The sequence below is a fragment of the Duganella paludis genome, assembly GCF_054461335.1.
This window is the reverse complement of record NZ_CM136922.1, coordinates 80,394-104,274: the sequence shown is the minus strand read 5'-3', so window position 1 is coordinate 104,274 and position 23,881 is coordinate 80,394. Positions and strand designations below refer to the sequence as shown.

Below are 23,881 nucleotides of genomic sequence, written 5' to 3'. Positions count from 1 at the left end.
GGCATCACGTCAGCATGGGCTCCCGCTTTCGCGGGAGCGACGGCTGCCGCATAGCCGCCGTCCACTGCAATTGCGTGCCGCCGGCCGTATAGCCGCCGTCATTCCCGCGAAAGCGGGAATCCATGCTGAGCCAATCGCATCAACTAAGGAATACGCATCTTGAAAAAACTCCTTCTCCTTGCATGCCTGCTGCTGGCCGGCGCCGCGCGCGCGGCGATCGATCCGGCCATGCTGGCGCCACTGGCCGGTGACGATCCCGACGCCCGCGTCGAAGCCATCGCTAAAATCGGCGCACTCGCCAACGACGACGCCACGCGCTTCCTGACTTCCCTGCAAAACGGCGACGTCTATACCACGCCCGACGGCAAGCTATACATCGTCGCCGACGACAAGGCCATCGACGCCGCCACTGGTACCAGCGGCCCCTTGCCGGAAGGCCTGGATGGCCTGATGATCAACAACCGCCTGCGCGGTGCGGTCGACGAAGCGCTGTCCGCGCTCAAGATGTTCTCGCCGAACCGCGCGCAACGCCTGGCCGCCGTCACCGAACTGCAAAAAACCGCCACCTACGCGCAAGCGCCGCTGATCGAAAAAGCTCTCAGCAAGGAAACCGACGCCGAAATCCGCAGCATGCTGCGCCTGGTCGCCGCCACCGCCAACCTGCAATCGCCGCAGGCCGCCAGCCGCCGAGCCGCCGTCGAAGCGCTGGCCGAGAGCAGCAACGCCAACCTCCGCCCGACGCTGCAAGCCATCGTCACCGACGACGCCGACGAAAGCGTGCGCGTCGCCGCCGCCCACACCCTGCAGGCGCTCGACAGCCGCCTCGCGCGCACTGAATTCATCGGCAACATCTTCTACGGCATCTCGCTCGGCAGCGTGCTGCTGCTGGCGGCGCTGGGCCTCGCCATCACCTTCGGCCTGATGGGCATTATCAACATGGCGCACGGCGAGCTGCTGATGATCGGCGCCTACACCACTTACCTGTGCCAGATGGCCTTCCGCCGCTGGATGCCGGATGCGCTGGACTGGTACCTGGCCGCCGCGCTGCCGGCCGCCTTCCTGGTGACGGCGCTGGTCGGCATCGCGCTGGAACGCACGGTGATCCGCTGGCTCTATGGCCGTCCGCTGGAAACGCTGCTGGCCACCTGGGGCATCAGCCTGATACTGATGCAAGCGGTGCGCACCATCTTCGGCGCGCAGAACGTGGAAGTGGCCAATCCGGCCTGGATGTCCGGCGGCGTCACCGTGCTTGGCTCGCTGGTGCTGGCCTACAACCGCATCGCCATCATCGTCTTCGCCGCGCTGGTGGTGGGCGGCGTGTGGCTGATCCTGAACAAAACGCGTCTCGGCCTGTTCGTGCGCGCCGTCATGCAGAACCGCCGCATGGCCGGCTGCGTGGGCGTCTCCACCGCCAAGATCGATATGATGACCTTCGGCCTCGGCTCCGGCATCGCCGGCCTGGGTGGCGTGGCACTGTCGCAGCTCGGCAACGTGGGGCCGGACCTGGGCCAGAGTTACATCGTCGACTCCTTCATGGTGGTGGTGCTGGGCGGCGTGGGCCAGCTGGCCGGCACCGTGATTGCCGCACTGGGACTGGGTGAAGCCAACAAATTCCTGGAGCCGGTGGCCGGCGCGGTGCTGGCCAAGATCGCCATCCTAATCTTCATCATCATCTTTATCCAGAAGCGTCCGCAAGGGCTGTTCGCCATGAAAGGCAGGAGCGCTGAATGAACCATCCATCTCTGTTTTCGCGCAAGGCGTGGAGCGGCATCGTCGGCTTCACCGTGCTGCTGGCGGTGCTGCCGCTGCTGAATGTCTTCTTTGCCGATGGCCACCCGCTGCACGTATCGAGCTATCTGGTGGGCCTGATCGGCAAATTCATGTGCTACGCGCTGGCCGCGCTGGCGCTGGACATGGTGTGGGGCTACGCCGGCATCCTGTCGCTGGGCCACGGCGTATTCTTCGCGCTGGGCGCCTATGCGCACGGCATGTACCTGATGCGCTCCATCGGCCGCGAAGGCGTGTACCAGAGCGACCTGCCGGACTTCATGGTCTTCCTCGACTGGAAAACCTATCCCTGGTACTGGAGCGGCACCGACAGCTTCTGGGTGGCGCTAGCGTTGATCGTGCTGGTGCCTGGCGTGCTGGCTTTCGTGTTCGGCTTCTTCGCCTTCCGCTCGCGCATCAAGGGCGTGTACTTCTCGATCATCACGCAGGCCATGACGTACGCCTTCATGCTGCTGTTCTTCCGGAATAACACGGGCTTCGGCGGTAACAACGGCTTCACGGACTTCAAGCGGATACTGGGTTTTCCCATCAGCGCACCGGGCACCAAGGCCACGCTGTACCTGGTGACGCTGGCGGCGCTGGTGGGCGCGCTGCTGCTGTGCCGCTGGATCGTCAAGTCCAAGCTGGGCCGCGTGCTGCAGGGCGTGCGCGATTCGGAATCGCGCCTGATGTTCATCGGTTACAACCCGCTGTGGTTCAAGCTCTTTGTGTGGACGCTGTCGGCGGTGCTGTGCGGGATTGCGGGCGCGCTGTATGTGCCGCAGGTCGGCATCATCAATCCTTCCGAAATGTCGCCGGCGAATTCGATCGAGATGGTGATCTGGGCGGCGGTCGGTGGGCGTGGCACGCTGCTTGGCCCGATCATCGGCGCATTCTCGGTGAATGGTTTGAAAAGCTGGTTCACCGGCGCATTCCCGGACCTGTGGCTGTTCGCCCTGGGTTTGATCTTCATCCTGGTCACCCGCTATCTGCCTAGCGGCCTGGCCGGACTCGTACGCAAGAAGGAGCAGGCATGAGCGCAATGAACGATGGGCGCATCGCCCTGCAGGGAGTGGACACCACCCACGGTGCGATTCTGTACCTGGAAGAGATCAGCGTGGTGTTCGACGGCTTCCGCGCGTTGAACAAACTGAGTCTGGATATTTCGGTCGGTGAGCTGCGCTGCATCATCGGGCCGAATGGCGCGGGCAAGACCACCATGATGGACGTCATCACCGGCAAGACGCGGCCGACTTCCGGCACGGCCTTCTTCGGCCAGACCATGGACCTGAGCCGCATGAGCGAACACGAAATCGCGCACGCCGGCATCGGCCGCAAGTTCCAGCGGCCCACGGTGTTCGAGCAGCACACGGTGTTCGAGAACCTGGAGCTGGCGATGAAGATGGACAAGCGCGTGCGGCCTACGCTGTTCGCGCGTCTCTCATCGGAACAGCGCGGCAAGATCGAAGAGATTCTCAAGCAGATCCGCCTGAACGGCAGCGAACAGCGCCTGGCCGGGCTGCTGTCGCACGGCCAGAAGCAGTGGCTGGAGATCGGCATGCTGCTGATGCAGGAGCCGCAACTGATCCTGCTGGACGAGCCGGTGGCCGGCATGTCGGACGCTGAAACAGCGCGCACGGCGGAGCTGCTCAACGAATTGCGCGGCAAGCACTCCATCATGGTGGTGGAGCACGACATGGCCTTCGTCACCGAGATCGCGCAGCAAGGCGTGGTGACGGTGCTGCACGAAGGCTCGGTGCTGGCGCAAGGACGCATGGACGAAGTGCAGGCCGATGAACGGGTCATCGAAGTCTATCTGGGACGGTAACGATATGCTGCAAGTAGAAAAAATCAACCAATACTACGGTTCCTCGCACACCTTGCGCGGCGTCTCGCTGGAGCTGGAAAAGGGCAAGTGCATGGCGCTGTTGGGCCGCAACGGCGTGGGCAAGACCACGCTGCTCAAATGCCTGATGGGCGTGTTGCCGGTATCGGCGGGCAGCGTCAGGTTGGAAGGGCGCGACATCACCAAACTGGCGCCGCACCAGCGTGCGCGGGCCGGCATCGCCTACGTGCCGCAAGGCCGCGAAATCTTCGCGCGGTTGACGGTGGAGGAAAACCTGCTAATGGGGCTCGCCACGCACAGCGGCAAGAAGGCGCACCTGATCAAGGGCGAGGTGTACGAACTGTTCCCGGTGCTGAAGGAAATGCTGCACCGGCGCGGCGGCGACCTGTCCGGCGGCCAGCAGCAGCAACTGGCGATCGCCCGCGCCTTGCTGGCGGAGCCCAAGCTGATCATCCTGGACGAACCGACCGAAGGCATCCAGCCATCGATCATCAAGGACATCGGCAATGTGATCCGCCTGCTGCGCCAGCGCGGCGACATGGCGATCCTGCTGTGCGAACAATACTTCGACTTCGCCCACGAACTGGCCGACCAGTTCATGGTGCTATCACGCGGCGAAGTAGTCGCCGCCGGCGCGCAAGCGGCAATGAACGACCCCGAAGTCAAGCGCCATCTGGCGGTTTAGGCGGGGAGTCGCCCAGCACGTCCTGGACGTAGAGCATGGTGACCAGGACGGAGAGGACTGCCGCTATCGGCGTGGCGAGGGCGATGCCGGCCATGCCGAACAGGGCGCCGAGCAGCATTTGCATGGCGATGGTCAGTGCCGGCGGTAGCGATACGCTGCGCGCTTCGATCAGCGGGGAGAGCAGGTAGCCTTCCGCCAGCTGGATGCCGAGGAATAGCAGCATGGTGTACAGGCCCAGTTCCGGGCTGATGGAGAAGGCGATCAACACCGCCGGCACGCCGGCCATCAACGGGCCGATGTAGGGGATGAAGTCGAGCAGGCCGGCGATCAGCCCGAGCACCATGGCCAGCGGCACGTCCAGCGCCCACAGGCCGGTCGCGGTGGCGACGCCCACTACGATCATCGACGCTACTTTGCCCACCAGCCAGCGCGCCAGCGTGTCGCCGATGGCATCCAGCACTTCGCGCGCGCGGCGGCGCCGCGTTTTGGGAATGAGTTTGATAAAGCCGTCGATGTAGAGCGTCGGCTGGGCCGCGAAGTACAGGCCCACGCACAACACGATGACGGCGTTGCCCAGCGCGCCGAACACGCCGGTGAATACCAGGCCCGCATTCGGCACCATGGCTGTCAATTGCTTGCGTATTTGCTCCGCGCTTGGCAGGTCGGACAGGATGCTGCGCAGGAAGGCGTTGTGCGCCACTGCGGCGCGCAGCCGTTCGATTGCGTCCGGCACCACGGAGCCAAGCTCCGTCGCTTGCTCGGCGATTTGCGGCGCGAGCGCCCAGCCACCGCCACCGATCAGCGCGGCCAGCGCAAGCGCAATGATGGTGAGGGCCACGCCGCGCCGCATGGGCAGGCGCTCGGCCATGCGGCGGCTCAGTTCATATAGCAGGATGGCGAACAGCGCGCAGGCGAACAACAACAGGAAGACTTCCGCGCCGAACCACAGTGCGGCCAGCACCAGGATGAATAACATGGCGATGCCGTAGGCCAGCACCACGCGATGCAGGAAACTGCGCTCGCTGCCGCGCGGTGAGAGGGACGGCGAGGGCGACGATGATTGCGCGGGCTGAAAAGGCGGCGAAGGCTGCAAGGACTCGGCAGCTGGCGAGGGTGGGGCGGCCGGTGGCGATGGGCTGGGCGTGGGCATGTTGGTTTTCTCCGTTTATGGTTTGAGCAGGTAGGCGGCGATGTCGCGCGCGTCCGACTCTGTGACACCCATGGCCGGCATGGCGGTATGCGGCTGGAATCGCTGTGGCTCCCGCAGCCAGAGGGCGAGGTTGGCGTGGTTGTTGGAGAGGCCGCCGGCGATGTACTGCCGCGCCGCCAAATCGCGCAGCGGCGGGCCGACCAGCGTCGCGGGACCGGTCACGCCGGGGATGAGGTGGCAGGCGTTGCACGCGTACTGGGTCAGCGCCAACCGGCCCCGTTCCGCATCGGCTTGCGCTTGCGTGGGACGCGGCGCGCGCGCTGGATGGCCGGCCTGCTCGGCCAGCGCAGTGTAGGCCGGTGGCGACAATGTCGGCAGCACCGTCAGGAAGGCGACCACGGACCAGATGTCTTCATCTGCCAGATGAAATTCCCACGCCGGCATGCCGCTCATCTTGATGCCGTGGCGTGTAATCCAATACAGCTCGTTGGGACGCCAGCGCCGCGCGGCGTCGGCCAGCGGGCCAGGTATGGGCTGCATGCTTTTGCCGATGTCGCCTTGCGCGACGCCGGGTGCGCCGTGGCAGGTGACGCAGTTGTCGCGATATAGGCCGGCGCCACGCAGGACCACTGCGGGACCAGGATTCAATGGCGCCGTGATCTCGCGCGCATGGTGCCGCACGGATTCGCGCAGGCCGATTTCCAGCAGGCTGTGCACCCATTGAAAGTGCGAACGCGTGGCACCGACGTTGTAGTAGCCGCCGTACAGTAGCAGCACGCCGCCCGCAGCGCCGAGCGCCGCCAGCGCGCCCAATGTGGCGACGGCAGTGATGGCGACAAGTCGGCGGCGACGGGGCATGGTCATTACCTGCGTCCTGTTGAAAAGACATGAAAGTTGTGATTCTTATAGTATATCGAGATGACGGGCTAAGGCAGGTTCCAATCGTGCGCATCCTTTTTCTCCTACCGCTGGCATGGCTGGCCGCTTGTGATAGCGGCGGGCCTGCACCTGCGCGCGTGGAGGGCGGCGATGCGCAACGCGGCAAGCTGCTGATGGCGCAATATCAATGCGGGGCATGTCATCAGGTGGCCGGCGTGGCCGCCGCGCGCGGGCAGATCGGGCCGCCACTGGACAGTTTCGGCGGTCGTAGTTATATCGCGGGCAGTGTGCCGAATACGCCCGATGCGCTGGTGCGCTGGCTAGTCGATCCGGCCGCGCTCAAGCCTTCCACCACCATGCCGGCGATGGGCGTGTCGGCCGAGGATGGGCGCCACATGGCCGCTTATCTGTACGCGCTGCCATGACGAGTCCTCAGCAATCGGCGCTGCACCCGGCCGGGCCGGACGCGGAGGTGATCGGGCAATTGGCGTGGGTGCTGACTGCCGGCGCGACGGTGATCTTTATTGGCGTAATGGTGCTGTGCGTGATGGGATTGCGCGGGCGGCGCGAGGTGCGGTCGCGTGTTTGGCTGATCGGTGGTGGTGTGCTGCTGCCGGTGGTGGTGCTGTCGGCGTTGTTGGCTTTTTCCACCTGGCGCGGCGCGCAATTGAGTATGCCGTCGTCGCAGCATGCGGTGAAGATTGCGGTGATTGCGCGGATGTGGTGGTGGGAGGTGCGCTATACCGATCCGGCGGGCGGGCCGGATATTGTGTTGGCCAATGAGATACGGTTGCCGGTGGGGCGGCCTGTGTATCTGGGCTTGGGCAGTGCGGATGTGATTCATAGCTTCTGGGTGCCGGCGTTGGCGGGCAAGGTGGACATGGTGCCGGGCCGTTGGCATGGCATGACGCTACAGGCCGATCACGCAGGCGTGTATCGCGGGCAGTGCGCGGAGTATTGCGGCGAACAGCATGCACGCATGGCCTTGCATGTGGTTGCGCAGAGCGAGGCGGAATTTGCGGCGTGGCTGGCGGCGCAGGCCAGGCCGGCCAGAGAGCCGTTGGTGGTGCAGGCCGGGCGGCGTATTTTCGAGCAGCAGCGCTGCGGGGCGTGTCATACGATCCGTGGCGCCGGCGGCAGTGCGCAGGGTGCGCAGGCCACGCTTGGACCGGACCTGACGCACGTCGGCAGCCGCCTGCACATCGGCGCGGGCACCTTGCGCAATGATCGTGGCGCGCTGGAGGCGTGGATCGCCAATCCTCATATCAGCAAGCCCGGTGTGCGCATGCCGGCTTCCGCCGACCTGCCACTGGCCGACCTGCAAGCGCTGGCCGCCTACCTGGAGCAGCTGAAATGACCACGCCGCGCAGCGATCCGCATCCACCCCTGCCAAGCTCCGTGCCGCGCCCGGACGGCGAGCTGGAACAACTGGAGCGCATCTGGCGTACACCGAAAGGCCTGCGCTTCCTCACCACCGTCAATAACTCCACCATCGGCCTGCTGTACATCGGCACCGCGCTGCTGTTCTTCGTGCTGGCCGGGATACTCGGCCTGATGATCCGCGCCCAGCTCGCGCTGCCGGAGAGCAGCCTGCTCAGCGCCGCCGTCTACAACCAGGTATTCACCATGCACGGCACGGTGATGATGTTCCTGTTCGCGATCCCCGTGGTGGAGGCGATCTCCGTATTCCTGCTGCCCGCCATGCTGGGCGCGCGCGACCTGCCGTTTCCGCGCCTGTCTGCATACGCCTACTGGGCCTACGCGGCCGGCGGCCTCGGTTTCTTCCTCAGCTTATTCGCCGGCCTGGCGCCGGACGGCGGCTGGTTCATGTATCCGCCGCTGACCGGCAAGGAACACTCGCCCGGCATCAACGCCGACTTCTGGCTGCTGGGCATAGGCTTCATCGAAATCTCCGCCATCGCCGGCGCGATAGAACTCATCGTCGGCATCCTGTTCACGCGCGCGCCTGGCATGACGCTCAGCCGCATGCCGGTCTACGCCTGGGCCATGCTGGTGATCGCGCTGATGATCGTGTTCGCCTTCCCGGCCATCATCGCCGGCACCGCGCTGCTGGAATTGGAGCGCGCCTACGACTGGCCGTTCTTCATTCCCGCGCGCGGCGGTGATCCAGTGCTGTGGCAGCACCTGTTCTGGTTCTTCGGCCACCCGGAGGTGTACATCATCTTCCTGCCGGCGGCCGGCATGGTGTCGATGATGATCCCGACGCTGGTTGGCTCGCCGCTGGTGGGCCACCGGCCGGTCGTGATCGCGCTGGGTGCGGTCGGCGTCATCAGCTTCGCGCTGTGGGCGCACCACATGTTCACGGCGGGCCTCAGCCTGTGGTCCGCCACGCTGGTATCGGCCGCCAGCATGATGGTGGTGGTGCCGACCGCGATACAGGTGTTCGCGTGGATCGCCACCTTGTGGCGCGGACAGGTGCGCATCAATGCGCCGATGCTGTTCGTGCTGGGCTTCCTGTTCATCTTTCTGCTCGGCGGGCTGACCGGAGTGATGGTGGCGGTACTGCCGTTCGACTGGCAAGCGCACGACAGCTACTTCATCGTCGCCCACCTCCACTATGTGCTGATCGGCGGACTCGTATTCCCCATGTTTGGCGCGCTGTATTACTGGATGCCGCTGGTGAACGGCCACCAGCTGTCAGAACGCTTGGGACGCTGGGTGTTCGGCTTGATGTTCGTCGGGATGAACGTGGCGTTCTTCCCGATGCACCTCACCGGCTTGCTGGGCATGCCGCGCCGCGTCTACACCTACTCGCCGGAGATGGGATGGAACCTGCTTAATCTCGTGTCCAGCATCGGCGCCTTCATCCTGGCGCTGGGCGTGCTGCTGTTCATGATCGACGCCGTGCGCACGCTGCGCAAGCCGAAGCGCCGGCACGGCAATCCATGGCAGGCGCCCACGCTGGAGTGGCTGCACACCGAGGACTACGCCACCCGCAGCATTCCGGACGTGCGCTCGCGCGAGCCGTTGTGGGACAACCCGCAACTGCCGCAGGAAGTGGAAGCCGGCGCGCATTGGCTGCCGGGTAGCGCCACCGGCCGCCGCGAAACCATCGTCACCAGCCCCGTGATGGCGCGGCCGCTGTACGTGCAGGTGCTGCCGGGCGACAGCTGGTGGCCGTTCGCCGCCGCCATCGGCACGGCCGGCTTCTTTCTGCTGCTGACGGTTGAGATGGCGCTGGCGGCGTGGGCCTGCGGCCTGGTGGCGGTGGCCTCTGTACTGGCGTGGATGTGGCAGTCGGACAGCTTGCCGCCGCAGCGCATGGTGCGCGTGGCGGACGCGGTGTCATTGCCGCTCGGCGCGCGCGGCGTGTTATCGCATTCCTGGTGGGCCACCATCATCATGCTGGTGGTGGACGCCACAGTGTTCGCATCCTTCCTGTTCGCGCACATCCACACGGCGATGCGGCTGGAAGTGTGCCCGCCGCCCGGCAGCAGCCTGCCGTCCGCAGCAGCCACGTGGGCGTCGTGCGGCTTGCTGGTCGCCGGCTCGCTGTTGATCGCATGGGCGCGGCGCCACGCGGCGAGTGGCTGGCAGCGGCTGGCTTTCGTATTGGCCCTGGTCTGCATGCTGGGCGGCGTGGGCATGGATCTCGGTAGCCAGCGCGCAGCCGGCCTCGATCCCGTTGCCACGGCATGGGGCGCAACGGTGGCGGCGATGCTGGCTTACCAAGGATTGCATGCGGTGCTGCTGGCGATCCTGTGCATCTACCTGTTGGCGCGTTCATGGACCGGACGCCTTACTGCGGTCAATCGCGCCACGCTGGATAACTGCACGCTGGTGTGGCACTACACGACGTTGCAGGGCCTGTGCATCGCCGCCGCGCTGCGGATCATCAATGCGTCTTGAAGAAGTTGCGGGTGATGGTTTCCAATTCGCCGCTGCGTTTCATCTGCGTGATAGCCGCGTCGAACTGCTTGACGAAATCTGATTTGAACGCATAGACGCCCTTGTCACGGTCTGTATAACCCAGGTAGCCTTGCTTGGTAGCGATCTGCACCGCCTCCGCCAGCTCGGCGTGGCTGACGCCTTCCTGATATTTACCGTCGGCCTTCATCTTGTTCAGTGTCCACTGGATGGAGACGCGGTCGTTGATGTAGCAGTCGATGCGCTTCAGGCCTAGCTTGATGATATTGGTCTCGCTGTCCTTGGCTTCCTCTACGCGCAGACTGCCTGACTGCACCGCCTTGTCGAACGCTTCGCCGCCGACGATGAAGCCGGCGTTGTTGCCGATGGTGAGGCCGTAAAAGTCGTCCGGCCAGCGCTTGCGCGGCTTCGCCGCCAGCACGTCCTTGCGGCACACCGCCACCACGTGTTCCTCATACAGTGGCTGCGAGTAGGGCCAGGTCCACGGCTCGTCCTTGGTGTTCATGTAGGGCGGATACAAGGCGAAGCCGGTGCCGGCCTTGAGCATCGCCATGCCACGCTTCCAGGGCACGGTCAAGATGGTGACCTTGTAGCCTTGCATATAGCCGGTGGCGGCGCGCACGATGTCGTAATACAGGCCTGCCGGCTTGCCGTTCTGTTCATAGGAATAGGGCGGATAGCCGGCGTCACCGTAGATCGTGACCGGAATGTCGGCCGCGTGCGCACCAGCGCACAGCGCTGAAATGAACAGGGCCTGGCATATTTTCATGGATTACATGTTAACACGATAGTCAGTGCGCCAGCCACGCCATCGTCTGCGAACAGGCATAAAGCAACAGGCCTATCATGCCCCCCACCAGCGTGCCGTTGACGCGGATGAACTGCAGGTCCTTGCCGATATTGAGTTCGATCTGGCGCGACATGTCCTTGTCGTCCCAGGCCTTGACGGTGTCGCTGATGTGGCGCGTGAAGAAGCTGGAAAAGGCCGGCGCCAGCGTGCGGGCCATGCCGGCCAGGTGCTGGTTGAGCGAGGCGCGCATGTCGGGATGGGCCAGCAGTTCCTCGCTGAGCCATGCGCTGGCCTGTTCCACGCCGGCGTTCAGGCGCGAGTCGGGGCTGGCGATATCGGCCGTGATCCAGTCCCTTACGCTGCCCCACAGGTCCTTGATGTAGGCGTTGAACGGATCGCCGTCGCGCAGGTAGCGTTTGAATTCCTCACCCTTGGCGAGGAACTCCGGGTCCGACTCCAATCGCTCCAGGAAGCGCTGCACCACGCCGTCGAACTTGATGCGCAGCTTGTGGTCACGATCGGCCGCGATGTTTTCCATGGTGTTCTGCAGCGCCTTGGCGATCATGGCCGCGCCGCTTTCGCTGATCCACTCGGTGGGCAGCATCAGTTCCATGGTGGCGTGTTCGCGTTTCAGCCAGGCGGTGATCTGGCCGGCGATCATCTCGCGCGTGGTGGGGCGGTTGATGAGGCCCATCAGGGCCACCATGCCGTCGTCCAGCAGTTCCTGATGGCGGCCGTCGCGCGTCAGTCCGGCCAGCAGCGCGCCCAGGGAGCGTGACAGATCAAGCTTGCCGATGGCCGTATTGAGCGCGTCGCGCAGCAGCTGTTGTATGCGCACATCGTCGGCGGTGGCCAGGATTTCCGGCAGGAGCTTGAGCAGGTGGCCGGCCAGGTAGCCTCGGTTGGCGGGCTCGCGGAGCCATTGCGCCACATGGGTGGATGGATCGGTTTTCAGGATGACGGCCGCCAGCGATTCGGGCTTGAGGAATTTTTCGTCGACAAAGCCGGCCAGGTTGTCGGCGATGCGCTCCTTGTTGTTCGGGATGATGGCGGTGTGGCGCGCGATGAAGGGGATCGGCACGCGGCGGAATAGGGCCACCACGGCGAACCAGTCGGCCAGCGCGCCGACCATGGCCGCTTCCGACACCGCCCGCAAGCAGTCGGTCCAGAAGCCGCGCGGCAGCAGCGAGGTGACGACGAACACCAGCGCCGCCGCCAGCAGGAGCGACAGCGCGAGACGCTTGGAGCGCTTTAATTCGGCTTCTTTATCCATGCGGCGATTATGGCACGGACTGCGCGCGAGGCCCGGCACGAATGCCCGGCGCGGGCGCGGGGGGAGGCTATGCGCTCGTCGCTGCGCGGATCTTGCCGAGGGCGACCGCCGCCGCCGAGGTGCGCGTCTCCACGCCGAGTTTAACGAACACGTGCTCCAGGTGCTTGTTGACGGTGCGCGGGCTGGTGCCGAGGATGTCGCCGATGTCGCGGTTGGTCTTACCCTTGATGACCCAGTTCAGCACCTCGGACTCGCGCTGCGTGAGCTTAAAGCAGTTCATCAGTGATTCAATGGTGGCCACATCCGATTCCTCGCGCAGCACGATCATCCATTGCTCGTTCTCGCTGTACTCCGCCGCCGAAAAGATCAGGCGCCGGCTGCCGCGCGCCAGCGTCAGCGGCGGGTGCGACTGGCCCTGGCTGTGCGCCAGCTGCGTCGCCTGCAGCCACCCCGGCAACTGCTCCTGTAGCCCGGTGTCGGCCAGATAGCCCTGCATCAGCGTGCGCGCCAACGGCGTTTGCCAGACGATCTTGCCGTCGCGCGGCGTCATGGCGATGACGGCGTTGCCGAAGGCGTCCAGCGCGCTGCGCGCCTGGTCCACCAGCTGCGCGGTCTGCATGTGCGAGGTGATGCGCGCCAGTACCTCGCTGGTGCGCAGCGGCTTCGTGACGTAGTCGTTGCCGCCCGCCTCGAACGCTGTGACCACGTGCTCCGCCTCGGTCAGGCCGGTCATGAAGATCACGGGAATATGGCGCGTGGCCAGGTTGGCCTTGAGCTGGCGGCAGGTTTCAAAGCCGTCCATGCCGGGCATGATGGCGTCCAGCAGGATGATGTGCGGCTGCGCCTCGGCGGCGCGGATCAGGGCGGCGGCGCCGTTGTTCGCCACCAGCACGGTGTAGCCCGATTCGTCGAGCGCGTCGTGCAGCACGGCCAGGTTTTCCGGCACGTCGTCCACCACCAGTACCACGGGTGTGTTCACGGCTTCACGGTTGAAGTTCATCATTCTCTTTCACGAAATCCGCCATCGCATCGAGCTGGAAGCGGGCGGCAAAGTTACGCATGGTGTGGGTGAAATGCTGGTAACGCGGATCGAGCGCACCGATTTCATTGAGTTTGTTCTGGATGCCGCGCACATAACCGACGCGTATCAATTCGCGCAGCGCCGTCATGGCTTCATCCGGCGGGAACACCAGTTCCGGCGCCGCTGCGGGCGTGGGCGCCTTAAGAGGTGGCTGCGTGATCCATTCCAGCGACAGCCGCGCGCCGACCCAGTCCAGCAGCTCTGTCACATTCACTGGCTTGACGAAGAAGTCCTCGGCGCGGATGGCGGCCGGATTTTCCATGCCCTTGTCGAAGGCGTTGGCAGACACGATGGCGATCGGCGTGACCGACATTTCGCGCCGGCGCAGGATGTAGCTGGCTTCCCAGCCGTCCATGCCGGGCATGGCCAGGTCCATCAGGATCAGGTCCGGCTTGAAGCTGGCGTATTGGTCCAGGCATTCCAGGCCGGACGCCGCCTGCGCCACTTCGAAGCCCAGCGGCTGCAGGATGTTGAGCAGCAGTTCGCGATCCACGCGCTCATTGTCGACCACCAGGATGCTGCGGCGCGGGCCGGCATAGCCGATGCGTTGCAACTGAGCGGCCGCAGCATGCGATGCGCCGCCGCCAGCCGTGCGGCCGCCCGGCGCGTGCACGCTGGGCAGGAACAGGCGCACGTGGAAGATGCTGCCGCGCGGCGTGGTGCGTACTTTCAGCTCACCGCCCATCAGCTGCGTCAGCATCCGGGCGATCGGCAGTCCCAGGCCGGTGCCGCTGGCGTTGGCGTGCGCGCTGGCGCTGCCGCGCGAGAATGGCTCGAAAATATGGTCGATCTCTTCCTGCAGGATGCCGGGGCCGGTGTCTTCGATTTCAAACGACGCCATCTCACGCGCGTAGTGCAGACGCATGACGATGCCGCCATGGCTGGTGAACTTGACGGCGTTGCCGAGGATGTTGATCAGGATCTGGCCCAGCCGCTTGCGGTCGGCGCGCACGCAGCGCGGCAGGGCGCCGGTCAGTTCGTAGCGGAAGGCCAGGCCCTTGTTGGCAGCCTGTAGTTCGAACATGTGCACCACCTGGCCGATGAAGTCCGGGAAGTCCAGCTCCTTCATGTCGAAATTGAGCTTGCCGCTTTCGATGCGGGCGATGTCCAGCGTACCTTCGATCAGCGACAGCAAATGTTCGCCGCTGTTGCGGATCACGCGCACGGCCTGCTGGCGATGGGCCGGAATGGCGGGATCGTTGTCCAGCAACTGCGCGTAGCCGAGGATGGCGTTGAGCGGCGTGCGGATCTCGTGGCTGATGCCGGCGATGTAGCGGCTCTTGGCCTGGTTGGCCAGGTCGGCGGTCTTCTTGGCCTGCTGCAGCTGGGCGTCGGTTTGCTGGTGCAGCTCGATCTCGCGCGTCAGCAAACCGGTCTGGCGGTTCGACTCTTCCTGCGCCACGCGGCGGCTTTCGCTGGTCAGCACCAGCCACCAGGCGACGATGCCGCTGGTGAGCAGCAGCGCGGCGAAGATCTTCACGAACACCAGTTGCAGCTGCGGCAGCAGGGCCTGCGCGCCGGCCGGCAGCACCGATTGCTCGTGGTAGTAGATCAATCCCATCAGCGCGCCGAGGAACAGCACGGTGACGATCATCAGCAGCAGATAGTGCCCAAGCCCGCTGCTCAGGTAGCGCCACAGCGACTGCGGTAGCAGCGCGCGCATGGCCTGCTGCCATTGCACCGCCACGCGCGCATGCGGCTTGCAGGCGTCGTTGCAGCGCGCGTCGAGGCAGCAGCACAACGAGCAGATGGAACCCTGATAGGCTGGGCAGTGCGCCATGTCCTCGGCTTCGTATTCCTTTTCGCAGATGACGCAGGTCTTGCTATGCACGTGCTCCGGCTGGCGTGCGATGTAATAGCGGCCACCCGTGGCGTAGGCGATCAGCGGCGAAGTCACCAGCGCCGTCACCAGCGCGATGAAGGCGGAGAAGGCCTGCGCCTGCACGCCGAACACGCCCATGAAGGCGGCGATGGACAGCGCGGAGGCCAGCAGCATGGCGCCCACGCCCACCGGGTTGATGTCGTACAGGTAGGCGCGTCGGAACTCGATGCCCTTGGGGCTCAGGCCCAGCGGCTTGTTGATCACCAGGTCCGCCACCACCGCCGTGATCCACGAAATGGCGATGTTGGAGTACAGGCCCAGTACCTGGTCCAGCGCCTGGAACACGTCCAGCTCCATCAGCAGCACGGCGATCAGCGCGTTGAACACGGCCCACACCACGCGGCCCGGATGGCTGTGCGTCAGGCGCGCGAAAAAATTCGACCACGCCAGCGAGCCGGCATAAGCGTTGGTCATGTTGATCTTCACCTGCGACACCACCACCAGCAGCGCGGTCGCGGCCAGCGCCAGTTGCGGATGCTCGAACACCAGCCCGAAGCCGGCCAGGTACATATGGGTTGGATTCACCGCATGCTCCAGCGGCATGGCGCTGCTGATCGCCAGCCATGCCAGCAGCGCGCCGCCCAGCATCTTGGCGATGCCGAGCAGGATCCAGCCCGGCCCGGCGAGCAGCACGCCGAAGTGCCAGCGCAGGCGGTTGGCCTTGGTCTGCTGCGGCATGAAACGCAGGAAGTCAACCTGCTCGCCGATTTGCGTGATCAGCGCCACGCCGACCGCCGTCGCCGCGCCGAACATCAGCACATTGAACTGGCCGTGCGTGCCGTCGCGGCCAGCATACGTCATCAACTGGCCAGGCAGTTCCGGGCGCTTGATGAAGATGGCGATGAAGGGCAGGGCCATCAGGATCAGCCAGACCGGCTGCGTCAGCATCTGGATGCGCGAGATCAGCGTCACGCCATGCGTCACAAGCGGAATCACCACCAACGCGCTGACCATGTAGCCGAGATAGAGCGGCAGGCCGAAATACAGCTCCAGCGCATAGGCCATGATGGCCGCTTCCAGCGCAAACAGGATGAACGTGAACGAGGCGTAGACGAACGACGAAATGGTCGAGCCGATGTAGCCGAAGCCGGCGCCGCGCGTCAGCAGGTCCATGTCGACGCCGTGGCGGGCGGCGTAGTAGCTGATCGGCAGGCCGGTGAGGAAGATGATCAGGCCGATGGCCATGATGGCCCACAGCGCGTTGATGAAGCCGTAGTTGACGGTGATGGTGCCGCCGATGGCCTCTAGCACCAGGAACGAGATCGCCCCGAACGCTGTGTTCGATACGCGAAACACCGACCAGCGCCGGAACGCGCGCGGCGTGTAACGCAGCGCGTAATCCTCGATGGTCTCATTGGCCACCCAGGTATTGTAATCGCGCCGGATTTTGACGATGCGCTGTGTCGAGGTCATAAAAAAAGCAGCTAGTGGACTAGCTGCTTTTTAAGCAATTTTTATGCCTAGAACTACGCTGCGCGCTGACGACCGGAATGCAGCTTGTCGAGCAAGCGCTTGAGTTCTTCTTCCATGGCCGGCGACAGATTGGCGAACTGGCAGCCGATCTGCACCTGCTCGCCCAGCAGGAAGGAACGGAAGGTGCGCGACAGCCGCACTTCCAGGTCGGCGATCATCACCGAATCCGGTCCCAGCTCCAGCCGCACGCGTTGTAGCTTGCGGCCGACGTGTAGGCCGACCGCGTCGCGCGGCGCCGCGCGCATGCCGACGCCGCCGGCGGAAAAGTCGTACAACTGCAGCTCGTACGGTTTGCCGTTGAGGACGAAGGAGGCCATGTAGTACACGCCCAGCGGGGTTTCCAGACGCGTCGAGGAGCGGCGGTTCAGCACCTGGCACCTCAGCGGGAACTCCAGCTGGTGCAGGGTAGGCTGGTCCGGCAGCGACGGCCAGGTATCCGAAGTGAGCTTGAACTGGATCTTCGCCGAACGCAGCCAGGCCACGAAGACGGCGTCGCCGGGCGGCAGGAACTCGCCCTCGTTCAACTCCAGCACAAAGTAGGGATTTTCCGGATCGACCGACTTCAGCCGGCCCATCACTACATTGGTGGAACTGGACGGATAAATCGAGACCGGCTCGCCCGATTCGGCGAGCGCAGTCAGGGAATCACCGATGTCATGTTCATCGGTCATTTCGTGGGGGTTCGAACCCGTCGCGATTGGCTCCACAGCGTCTTTTAGGGTGGGGGGCCCGCGTCGAAATTCATTTGGTATTGGATCGTTCACGACGGCATATCTCTTTGATAATGACTTCTATAATGCGAGGTCGATCTCGGTAGTTTATAGCGGATTCAGCGTTTTGGCTTGCAAAATAGCAAGAATTTTTGATCCTTTGTGGTTCAAAAGCGCTCATCGGGGCGCAGATAGCGCCACTGGCCCACCGGCAGGTCGCCCAGCTTCACTTTGCCGATGCGCACCCGTTTCAAACCGACCACCTTCAGGCCCACCATATCGCACATGCGGCGAATCTGGCGCTTCTTACCTTCCTTCAAGGTGAAGCTGAGCTGGTCGTCGTTCTGCCAGCGTACCTTGGCCGGCAGCAGCGGCTTGCCGTCCATCCAAAGGCCGTGGTTGAGCTTTTTGAGGTCGCTGTCGGGCAGCTTGCCCGGCTTGGTGTATTCCACGCGCACCAGGTATTCCTTGTCGACTTCGGTGGTTTCGCCGATCAGGTGCTTGGCCACGCGGCCGTCCTGGGTCAGCACCAGCAGGCCGACCGAGTCGATGTCCAGGCGGCCGGCCGGCACCAGCGAACGCAGCTGGGTCGGGTGGAACATTTCCGGCGATGGGTCTTCCGGCCAGCGGTTTTCCGGCTTGATCAGCACCACGGCCGGCTGGTAGCCGTCCTCGGCCTGGCCGGAGACGTAGCCCATCGGCTTGTTGATCAGGATGGTTACGCGCTTGGACTGCTCGGCGGCGGCCTGGCGCTCGACGGTGACTTTCTGGCTCGGGTAGATCTTGGTGCCCAGCTCGGAGATGACTTTGCCGTCAACCCGGACCCAGCCGCGCTCTATCCATTCGTCGGCCTCGCGACGCGAGCACAAGCCCAGTTCGGACATGCGTTTGGACAGGCGGAGTAATTCTTCAGACATGATGATGCTCTTTTAAAACAGGGGTTAAACCTTGATGGCGTCCAGCAGGTCGGTTTCCAGCTGGATCTGGTTGCGGGCGTTGTTGAGCGCCGCGCCGTCGATCAGGAACACGTCTTCCACGCGCTCGCCCAGGGTCATGACCTTGGCCGTGTGCAGGTTGATCTTGTACTTGGTCAGTACATTGGCGATAGAGTACAGCAAACCGGTGCGGTCGTTGGCGGCCACCGACAGCAGGTAGTATTGGCCGCGCTCGTCCGGCCGCAGGTCCACCGTCGGCTGGATGGGGAAGGTGCGCGACAGGCGCGACAAGCGGCCCTTGCCCGGCGCCGGCAGCGGCTCGGGCGTGGTCAGCAGGCTGCACACCTCGTGCTCGATCAGGCTGATGATGTCGCGGTAGCTCTTGGCGAAGTTCTGCTCGGTCACCAGGAAGGTGTCGAGCGCGTAGCCGTGGCGCGTGGTGTGAATCTTGGCGTCGAGGATGCTGAAATTCTTGCGGTCGAAATAGCTGCAGATGCGCGCGAACAGGTCCGGCTGGTCCTTGATGTAGACGGCGATCTGCAGCCCTTCGCCGATCGGCGCCAGGCGGCATTTCACCACCGGCTGCTCGCTGTTGAAGCGGTCGTACAGCGCGCGCGTCTGCCAGGCGATGTCGGAGGCGTCATGGCGCAGGAAGTAGGCGACGTCGAGCTGTTTCCAGAACGCTTGGTGCGCATCCGCTTCCAGGCCGTACAGGCGCAGGGTCGCCAGCGCTTCCTGCTGGCGGTTGCGCAGTTCGTTGTCGGCGCTGTGCGGCTCGCCGCCCAGCACGCGCAGGGTGATCTTGTAGAGGTCTTCCAGCAGCTTGGCCTTCCAGGCGTTCCACACCTTAGGGCTGGTGCCGCGGATGTCGGCTACCGTCAGCAAATACAGGCCGGTCAGGTGGCGCTCGTCGCCCACCACCTTGGCGAAGGCCTGGATCACGTCCGGATCGGACAAGTCCTGTTTCTGCGCCACTTGCGACATGGTCAGGTGGTTCTCGACCAGGAACACCACCAGTTCGGTGTCTTCCTCGCTCATGCCGTGGTCGCGGCAGAACTGTTCGGCGTCGGCCATGCCGAGCTTGGAGTGGTCGCCGCCCCGGCCTTTGGCGATGTCATGAAACAGTGCGGCCAGGAACAGCACCCACGGCTGCGGGAAGTTGGCCATCAGCTGGCTGCAGAACGGGTATTCGTGCGCGTGCTCGGCCATGGTGAAGCGGCGCATATTGCGCACCACCATCAGGATGTGCTGGTCGACCGTGTAGACGTGGAACAGGTCGTGTTGCATCTGGCCGACGATCTTGCGGAAGTTGGGCAGGTAGCGGCCCAGCACCGACAGGTCGTTCATGCGGCGCAGCGCGTGGATCACGCCCACCGGCGCCTGCATGATGCGCAGGAACAGCGAACGGTTGGCCGGATCGGCGCGGAAGGCGGCGTCGATCTGGAAGCGCTCGTGCCACAGCGCGCGGGTGGCGCGCGCCGTCATGCCCTTGAGCGCCGGCCGCTCGGTCATCAGCAGGAAAATCTCCAGCATGGCCGACGGATTCTTCTCGAAGGTGTCGTCCTCGGCGATGTCGATCAGGCCGTTGACGTCGTTGAAGCGTTCGTTGATGCGCACCGCCTCGCCCGATTTCGGGAACAGCCGTTCCTCGATGTTCTGCAGCAGGATGGTGTTGAGCTGGGTGACGGTCTTGGCGGCCCAGTAGTAGCGCTGCATCAGGTATTCGCTGGCGCGGCGCATATTGGGGCCGCTGCCGGTGGCGGTCAGGCCCAGCGACTCGGCGATGGCGGTCTGCACGTCGAACACCAGGCGGTCTTCGCGCCGGCCGGCGTGCAGGTGCAGGCGCACGCGGATATCCTTGAAGGCGCGTTCCTTCTCCATCAGCTGCTTGGCTTCGGTCTGCGTGATCAGGCCGCTGGTGGCCAGGGTGCGCCAGGAGTTGGCCAGGCCGGAAGCCTTGACCAGCCACAGGATCACCTGCAGGTCGCGCAGGCCGCCCGGGCTTTCCTTGCAGTTCGGCTCCAGGCTGAAGGCCGTGTCTTCGTACTTGGCGTGGCGCTGGCGCATTTCCAGCAGCTTGGCGTGGAAGAAGGCGCGCGGGTCCATGGCGGCGTCGTAGCGGTGCTGCAGTTCGGCGAACAGCTGATCGTCGCCGCAGATGATGCGCGCTTCCAGCAGGCTGGTTTGCACCGTAATGTCGGCCGCCGATTCGCTCAGGCACTCGTCCACCGTGCGGATGCTGTGGCCGATTTCCAGTCCCAGGTCCCACAGCAGCTGCACCAGCTCTTCCAGCTTTTCGGTGGTGGCGGCGTCCGGCGCCTGCTCCAGCAAAATCAGCAGGTCGACGTCGGAATAGGGGAACAGCTCACCGCGGCCGTAGCCGCCGACGCCGATCAGCGCCGTGTTTTCCGGCAGCGCGGCCGCGTGCCAGGCCGTGGTGAGCACCGCGTCGACGCTCTGGCGCAGGCTGCGCAGCAGCTTTTCCGGCTTGCCGTCGTCACGGAATGCGGCGATGACGAGCTGGCGGTCGGCTTTCAGCTGGCGCTTGAGTTGCTCGCGCAGTTCCTTCTTCATCACGGCCGCGTTCACGGCTTACGCTGCCTTGGCGGCGGCGCCGCCGATGAAGGCCGGCGGCGGCGGGCTGCCGGCCGACAGGGTCAGCACTTCATAGCCGGTGTCGGTCACCAGGATCATGTGTTCCCACTGGGCCGACAGGCTGCGGTCCTTGGTTTTGATGGTCCAGCCGTCGCCCATTTCGCGGATTTCGCGCTTGCCGGCGTTGATCATCGGCTCGATGGTGAAGATCATGCCGGTTTCCAGCACGATGCCGGTGCCGGGACGGCCGTAGTGCAGCACCTGCGGCTCTTCGTGGAACACCTTGCCGATGCCGTGGCCGCAGAACTCGCGCACCACGCTGTAGCCGGCTTTTTCGGCGTGTTGCTGGATGGCGTGGCCGATGTCGCCCAAGGTGGCGCCCGGCTTGACCTGGGCGATGCCCAGCCACATGCATTCGTAGGTGATCTCGGACAGGCGCTTGGCCATGATCGACGGTTCGCCGATGAAGAACATGCGGCTGTTGTCGCCGTGGTAGCCGTCCTTGATGACGGTGATGTCGAGGTTGACCACGTCGCCGTTCTTGAGCACCTTGTCGCCCGGGATGCCGTGGCAGATCACGTCGTTGACGGAGGTGCAGATGGCTTTCGGGTAGGGCGTGTAGCCCGGCGGGCAGTAGTTCAGCGGCGCCGGGATGGTGCCCTGGACGTTGACCATGTATTCGTGGCACAGGCGATCGAGTTCGCCGGTGGTGACGCCCGGCTTGACGAAGGGGGTGATGTAGTCCAGCACTTCGGAGCCGAGGCGCCCGGCGATGCGCATGCCTTCGATGTCTTCGGCGGTTTTGATGGAAATGGACATAGTGATCGCAATCTGCAAGGTAAACGGTGAACACGCCCGGCGCACCGATCGCTGAGTCAGCGATCAGCGGCGGCGCGTGGCGTGCGATATGTTGAAATTATAAACGACGGCGGGGCAGTCGTGCGGCTGTCGCCGCCAGCCCTGGCGGACGGCGGCATGGGCGCGGTCTTAGGCGCCTGCCTTGGCCGCCGCTTTGGCGCGGCGACGCGCCTGCCAGCCCACCAGGCCGAGGCCGGCCAGCAGCATGCCCCAGGTGTCGGCTTCCGGCACCGGGGAGACGTCGTCGACGTCGCCGCTGCCGTTGGAACCGCGTCCGCCGCGGCCGCCAAACCCGACGTGACGGGTGTCGTCCCCAGCTTTTGCCAGTTCCTCGTCGTCCTGCAGGTGGTCCAGTGCGTCAAGTGCGCGCTGGCGGGCGATGCGGCGCTGGGCCTCTTCGGCCGGATCCAGTTCGATCGGTTCGAGCTTCGGCGCGTCGAACAGACCCAGTTCGGCCAGGCCGGGGTCGGTGAATTCGACCGGGGCTTCGAGCTCGCGCGCCGGCGCCGCAGGTGTCGACGCGACGGCTTCGGAGCGGGTGACGCGGCTGACGTTGCCGCAGATGCGCGGCACCAGGATGCAGTGCTGCTCGACGCAATACACGGCGCCCGGCTCGTTGCGCGTGTCCGCCCACTTGTCGCGCGTGACGGTGGCGCAGACCGAGGCTTTGCCGAAATGCATGTCGCGGATGGCGGGATCGTATTGGTATTTGCCGGTGATGTGCTCGCGCGTGATGCTGACCTTGTCGTCGGACTGGTTTTCCTGCATGCGGCGCTTGAGCGTGCTTCGCACGGCCTCCGGAATGTCGGTGTAGCGGTCGATGGCGGCTGCGGCGCCGCCGGTGTAGGGGTTGTGGCCTGGGTGGTCCCAGGAGCAGCTGGGTTGAATCGCGGCGGCAAGTGTGACAGCTAGCAGTAAGGGCATGGAAAATCTCTCAGGCTGGGCGCTATCGCATGGGTTGGGCGCGGCGAAATTAATGTAGTGGAACTATGGTGTCCCGAATGATATTACACTTTCCATATAAATAGCTATCTACTAAGAATTTTTTGATGCTCTGCGCTATGTTGGTGCATCGGCGCACAACACTATCATCTTGCATGCACCATCGCGGGGCGGTTGGCCGCCGTCTCATAGAGCGAGAGTGCTTGCCCAAGTGGCTGTTTTTAGGGTAGAATCTCGGGTTGCTTGAATTTGGTTTAAGCAATGTTGTATTTCTTAATTTAAACACGCGAATCCGTTCGACAAGGGTGCCAGGGAATTTTCCCGGGTGACTGATCGGATTCCAGAACTAACCCTGGAGTAAATTATGTCCGTAACTATGCGCGAAATGCTGGAAGCCGGTGTCCACTTTGGTCACCAAACCCGTTTCTGGAACCCAAAGATGGCTCCGTTCATCTTCGGTCACCGTAACAAGATCCATATCATCAACTTGGAAAAGACGATGGGTATGTATCAAGAAGCGATGAAACACGTGAAACAGGTAGCCGCAAGCCGTGGCACCATCCTGATGGTAGGCACCAAGCGTCAAGCACGCGACATCATCGCCGCTGAAGCTCAGCGCGCGGGCGTTCCTTTCGTCGACCAGCGTTGGCTGGGCGGCATGCTGACCAACTTCAAAACCATCAAGACCTCGATCAAGCGCCTGAAAGACATGGAAGCTTCGGTGGAAGACGGTTCGGTTGAGAAGCTGTCGAAAAAAGAAGCGCTGATGTTCCAACGCGAAATCGTTAAGCTGCAAAAATCGATCGGCGGCATCAAAGACATGGGCGGCGTTCCTGACGCAATCTTCGTCGTTGACGTTGGCTACCATAAAGGCGCCATCACCGAAGCCGCAAAACTGGGCATCCCGGTTATCGGCGTGGTCGATACCAACCACTCGCCAGAAGGCGTGCAATACGTCATCCCAGGTAACGACGACTCGTCGAAAGCCATCACGCTGTACGCCCGTGGCGTTGCAGATGCGATCCTGGAAGGCCGTTCGGCCGCTGGCGCCGAAGTTGTAGAGATGGTTAAAGCAGCAGCCGGCGACGAATTCGTCGAAGTCAGCGAACAGGCTTAATCGTTTCTGA

Annotated in this window: 19 protein-coding genes; 8 read left to right on the top strand and 11 right to left on the bottom strand. The window is 64.1% G+C overall.

Features of this window, described 5'->3' with window-relative positions; genetic code table 11:
• Nucleotides 1–150: 150 nt before the first annotated feature.
• Genes urtB through urtE form a run of 4 tightly spaced genes read left to right on the top strand, consistent with a single transcriptional unit; the run spans nucleotide 151 to nucleotide 4,298 of the window.
• Nucleotides 151–1,731, top strand: coding sequence for an urea ABC transporter permease subunit UrtB (gene urtB / locus ACXZ1M_RS00440; protein WP_459054092.1), 1,581 nt, complete (start codon nucleotides 151–153; stop codon nucleotides 1,729–1,731).
• Nucleotides 1,728–2,804 carry an urea ABC transporter permease subunit UrtC gene (gene urtC / locus ACXZ1M_RS00435; RefSeq protein WP_459051284.1) on the top strand — a complete coding sequence of 359 codons (1,077 nt, stop codon included), beginning with the start codon at nucleotides 1,728–1,730 and terminating at the stop codon, nucleotides 2,802–2,804. The genes urtB and urtC overlap by 4 nt, the downstream gene beginning before the upstream one ends.
• Complete coding sequence (urtD, locus tag ACXZ1M_RS00430) at nucleotides 2,801–3,595, top strand: urea ABC transporter ATP-binding protein UrtD (RefSeq protein ID WP_459051283.1); 795 nt, start codon at nucleotides 2,801–2,803, stop codon at nucleotides 3,593–3,595. The genes urtC and urtD overlap by 4 nt, the downstream gene beginning before the upstream one ends.
• A gap of 4 nt (nucleotides 3,596–3,599) precedes the next feature.
• A complete protein-coding gene (urtE, locus tag ACXZ1M_RS00425) occupies nucleotides 3,600–4,298 on the top strand; it encodes an urea ABC transporter ATP-binding subunit UrtE (RefSeq protein WP_459051282.1) in 699 nt (232 codons plus the stop codon).
• Here urtE and ACXZ1M_RS00420 read toward each other — a convergent pair.
• Together ACXZ1M_RS00420 and ACXZ1M_RS00415 are read right to left on the bottom strand one after the other, a co-directional pair.
• Entirely contained in the window at nucleotides 4,276–5,448 is a 1,173-nt protein-coding gene (locus tag ACXZ1M_RS00420; protein WP_459051281.1) for an AI-2E family transporter, read from the bottom strand. The genes urtE and ACXZ1M_RS00420 overlap by 23 nt on opposite strands.
• Nucleotides 5,449–5,463: 15 nt before the next feature.
• Nucleotides 5,464–6,312: a c-type cytochrome gene (locus tag ACXZ1M_RS00415; RefSeq protein ID WP_459051280.1), complete on the bottom strand. Its 849-nt coding sequence runs from the start codon at nucleotides 6,310–6,312 to the stop codon at nucleotides 5,464–5,466.
• 80 nt (nucleotides 6,313–6,392) lie between these two features.
• On the opposite strand from ACXZ1M_RS00415, the gene ACXZ1M_RS00410 reads away from it, so the two are divergent.
• From ACXZ1M_RS00410 to ctaD, 3 genes are read left to right on the top strand one after another with little or no spacing between them, the layout of a single operon-like run.
• On the top strand, nucleotides 6,393–6,752 hold the full coding sequence (locus ACXZ1M_RS00410; protein ID WP_459051279.1) for a c-type cytochrome: 360 nt from the start codon (nucleotides 6,393–6,395) through the stop codon (nucleotides 6,750–6,752).
• On the top strand, nucleotides 6,749–7,684 hold the full coding sequence (locus ACXZ1M_RS00405; protein ID WP_459051278.1) for a cytochrome c oxidase subunit II: 936 nt from the start codon (nucleotides 6,749–6,751) through the stop codon (nucleotides 7,682–7,684). The genes ACXZ1M_RS00410 and ACXZ1M_RS00405 overlap by 4 nt, the downstream gene beginning before the upstream one ends.
• Complete coding sequence (gene ctaD / locus ACXZ1M_RS00400; RefSeq protein ID WP_459051277.1) at nucleotides 7,681–10,197, top strand: cytochrome c oxidase subunit I; 2,517 nt, start codon at nucleotides 7,681–7,683, stop codon at nucleotides 10,195–10,197. Before ACXZ1M_RS00405 ends, ctaD begins: the two co-directional genes overlap by 4 nt.
• Here the strand turns inward: ctaD and ACXZ1M_RS00395 are convergent.
• The 9 genes from ACXZ1M_RS00395 to ACXZ1M_RS00355 form a co-directional block, all read right to left on the bottom strand.
• Nucleotides 10,184–10,984: a substrate-binding periplasmic protein gene (locus ACXZ1M_RS00395; protein WP_459051276.1), complete on the bottom strand. Its 801-nt coding sequence runs from the start codon at nucleotides 10,982–10,984 to the stop codon at nucleotides 10,184–10,186. The genes ctaD and ACXZ1M_RS00395 overlap by 14 nt on opposite strands.
• Before the next feature lie 22 nt (nucleotides 10,985–11,006).
• Complete coding sequence (locus tag ACXZ1M_RS00390; RefSeq protein WP_459051275.1) at nucleotides 11,007–12,278, bottom strand: DUF445 domain-containing protein; 1,272 nt, start codon at nucleotides 12,276–12,278, stop codon at nucleotides 11,007–11,009.
• Between the two features lie 67 nt (nucleotides 12,279–12,345).
• A complete protein-coding gene (locus tag ACXZ1M_RS00385; RefSeq protein WP_459054091.1) occupies nucleotides 12,346–13,278 on the bottom strand; it encodes a response regulator in 933 nt (310 codons plus the stop codon).
• Nucleotides 13,262–16,654 carry a hybrid sensor histidine kinase/response regulator gene (locus ACXZ1M_RS00380; protein ID WP_459051274.1) on the bottom strand — a complete coding sequence of 1,131 codons (3,393 nt, stop codon included), beginning with the start codon at nucleotides 16,652–16,654 and terminating at the stop codon, nucleotides 13,262–13,264. Before ACXZ1M_RS00380 ends, ACXZ1M_RS00385 begins: the two co-directional genes overlap by 17 nt.
• 53 nt (nucleotides 16,655–16,707) lie before the next feature.
• Complete coding sequence (locus ACXZ1M_RS00375) at nucleotides 16,708–17,385, bottom strand: flagellar brake protein (protein WP_459051273.1); 678 nt, start codon at nucleotides 17,383–17,385, stop codon at nucleotides 16,708–16,710.
• A 206-nt stretch (nucleotides 17,386–17,591) separates the two neighbouring features.
• Nucleotides 17,592–18,341 (bottom strand): pseudouridine synthase, encoded by a 750-nt coding sequence (locus ACXZ1M_RS00370; RefSeq protein WP_459051272.1) that lies wholly within the window; start codon nucleotides 18,339–18,341, stop codon nucleotides 17,592–17,594.
• Nucleotides 18,342–18,365: 24 nt separating this feature from the next.
• Nucleotides 18,366–20,933, bottom strand: coding sequence for a [protein-PII] uridylyltransferase (locus ACXZ1M_RS00365; protein WP_459051271.1), 2,568 nt, complete (start codon nucleotides 20,931–20,933; stop codon nucleotides 18,366–18,368).
• Nucleotides 20,934–20,951: 18 nt separating this feature from the next.
• Nucleotides 20,952–21,773 (bottom strand): type I methionyl aminopeptidase, encoded by an 822-nt coding sequence (map, locus tag ACXZ1M_RS00360; protein ID WP_459051270.1) that lies wholly within the window; start codon nucleotides 21,771–21,773, stop codon nucleotides 20,952–20,954.
• Nucleotides 21,774–21,941: 168 nt separating this feature from the next.
• On the bottom strand, nucleotides 21,942–22,736 hold the full coding sequence (locus tag ACXZ1M_RS00355) for an MHFG family PEP-CTERM protein (protein ID WP_459051269.1): 795 nt from the start codon (nucleotides 22,734–22,736) through the stop codon (nucleotides 21,942–21,944).
• 382 nt (nucleotides 22,737–23,118) lie between these two features.
• On the opposite strand from ACXZ1M_RS00355, the gene rpsB reads away from it, so the two are divergent.
• Complete coding sequence (rpsB, locus tag ACXZ1M_RS00350; protein ID WP_459051268.1) at nucleotides 23,119–23,871, top strand: 30S ribosomal protein S2; 753 nt, start codon at nucleotides 23,119–23,121, stop codon at nucleotides 23,869–23,871.
• The last annotated feature ends 10 nt before the right edge of the window (nucleotides 23,872–23,881 follow it).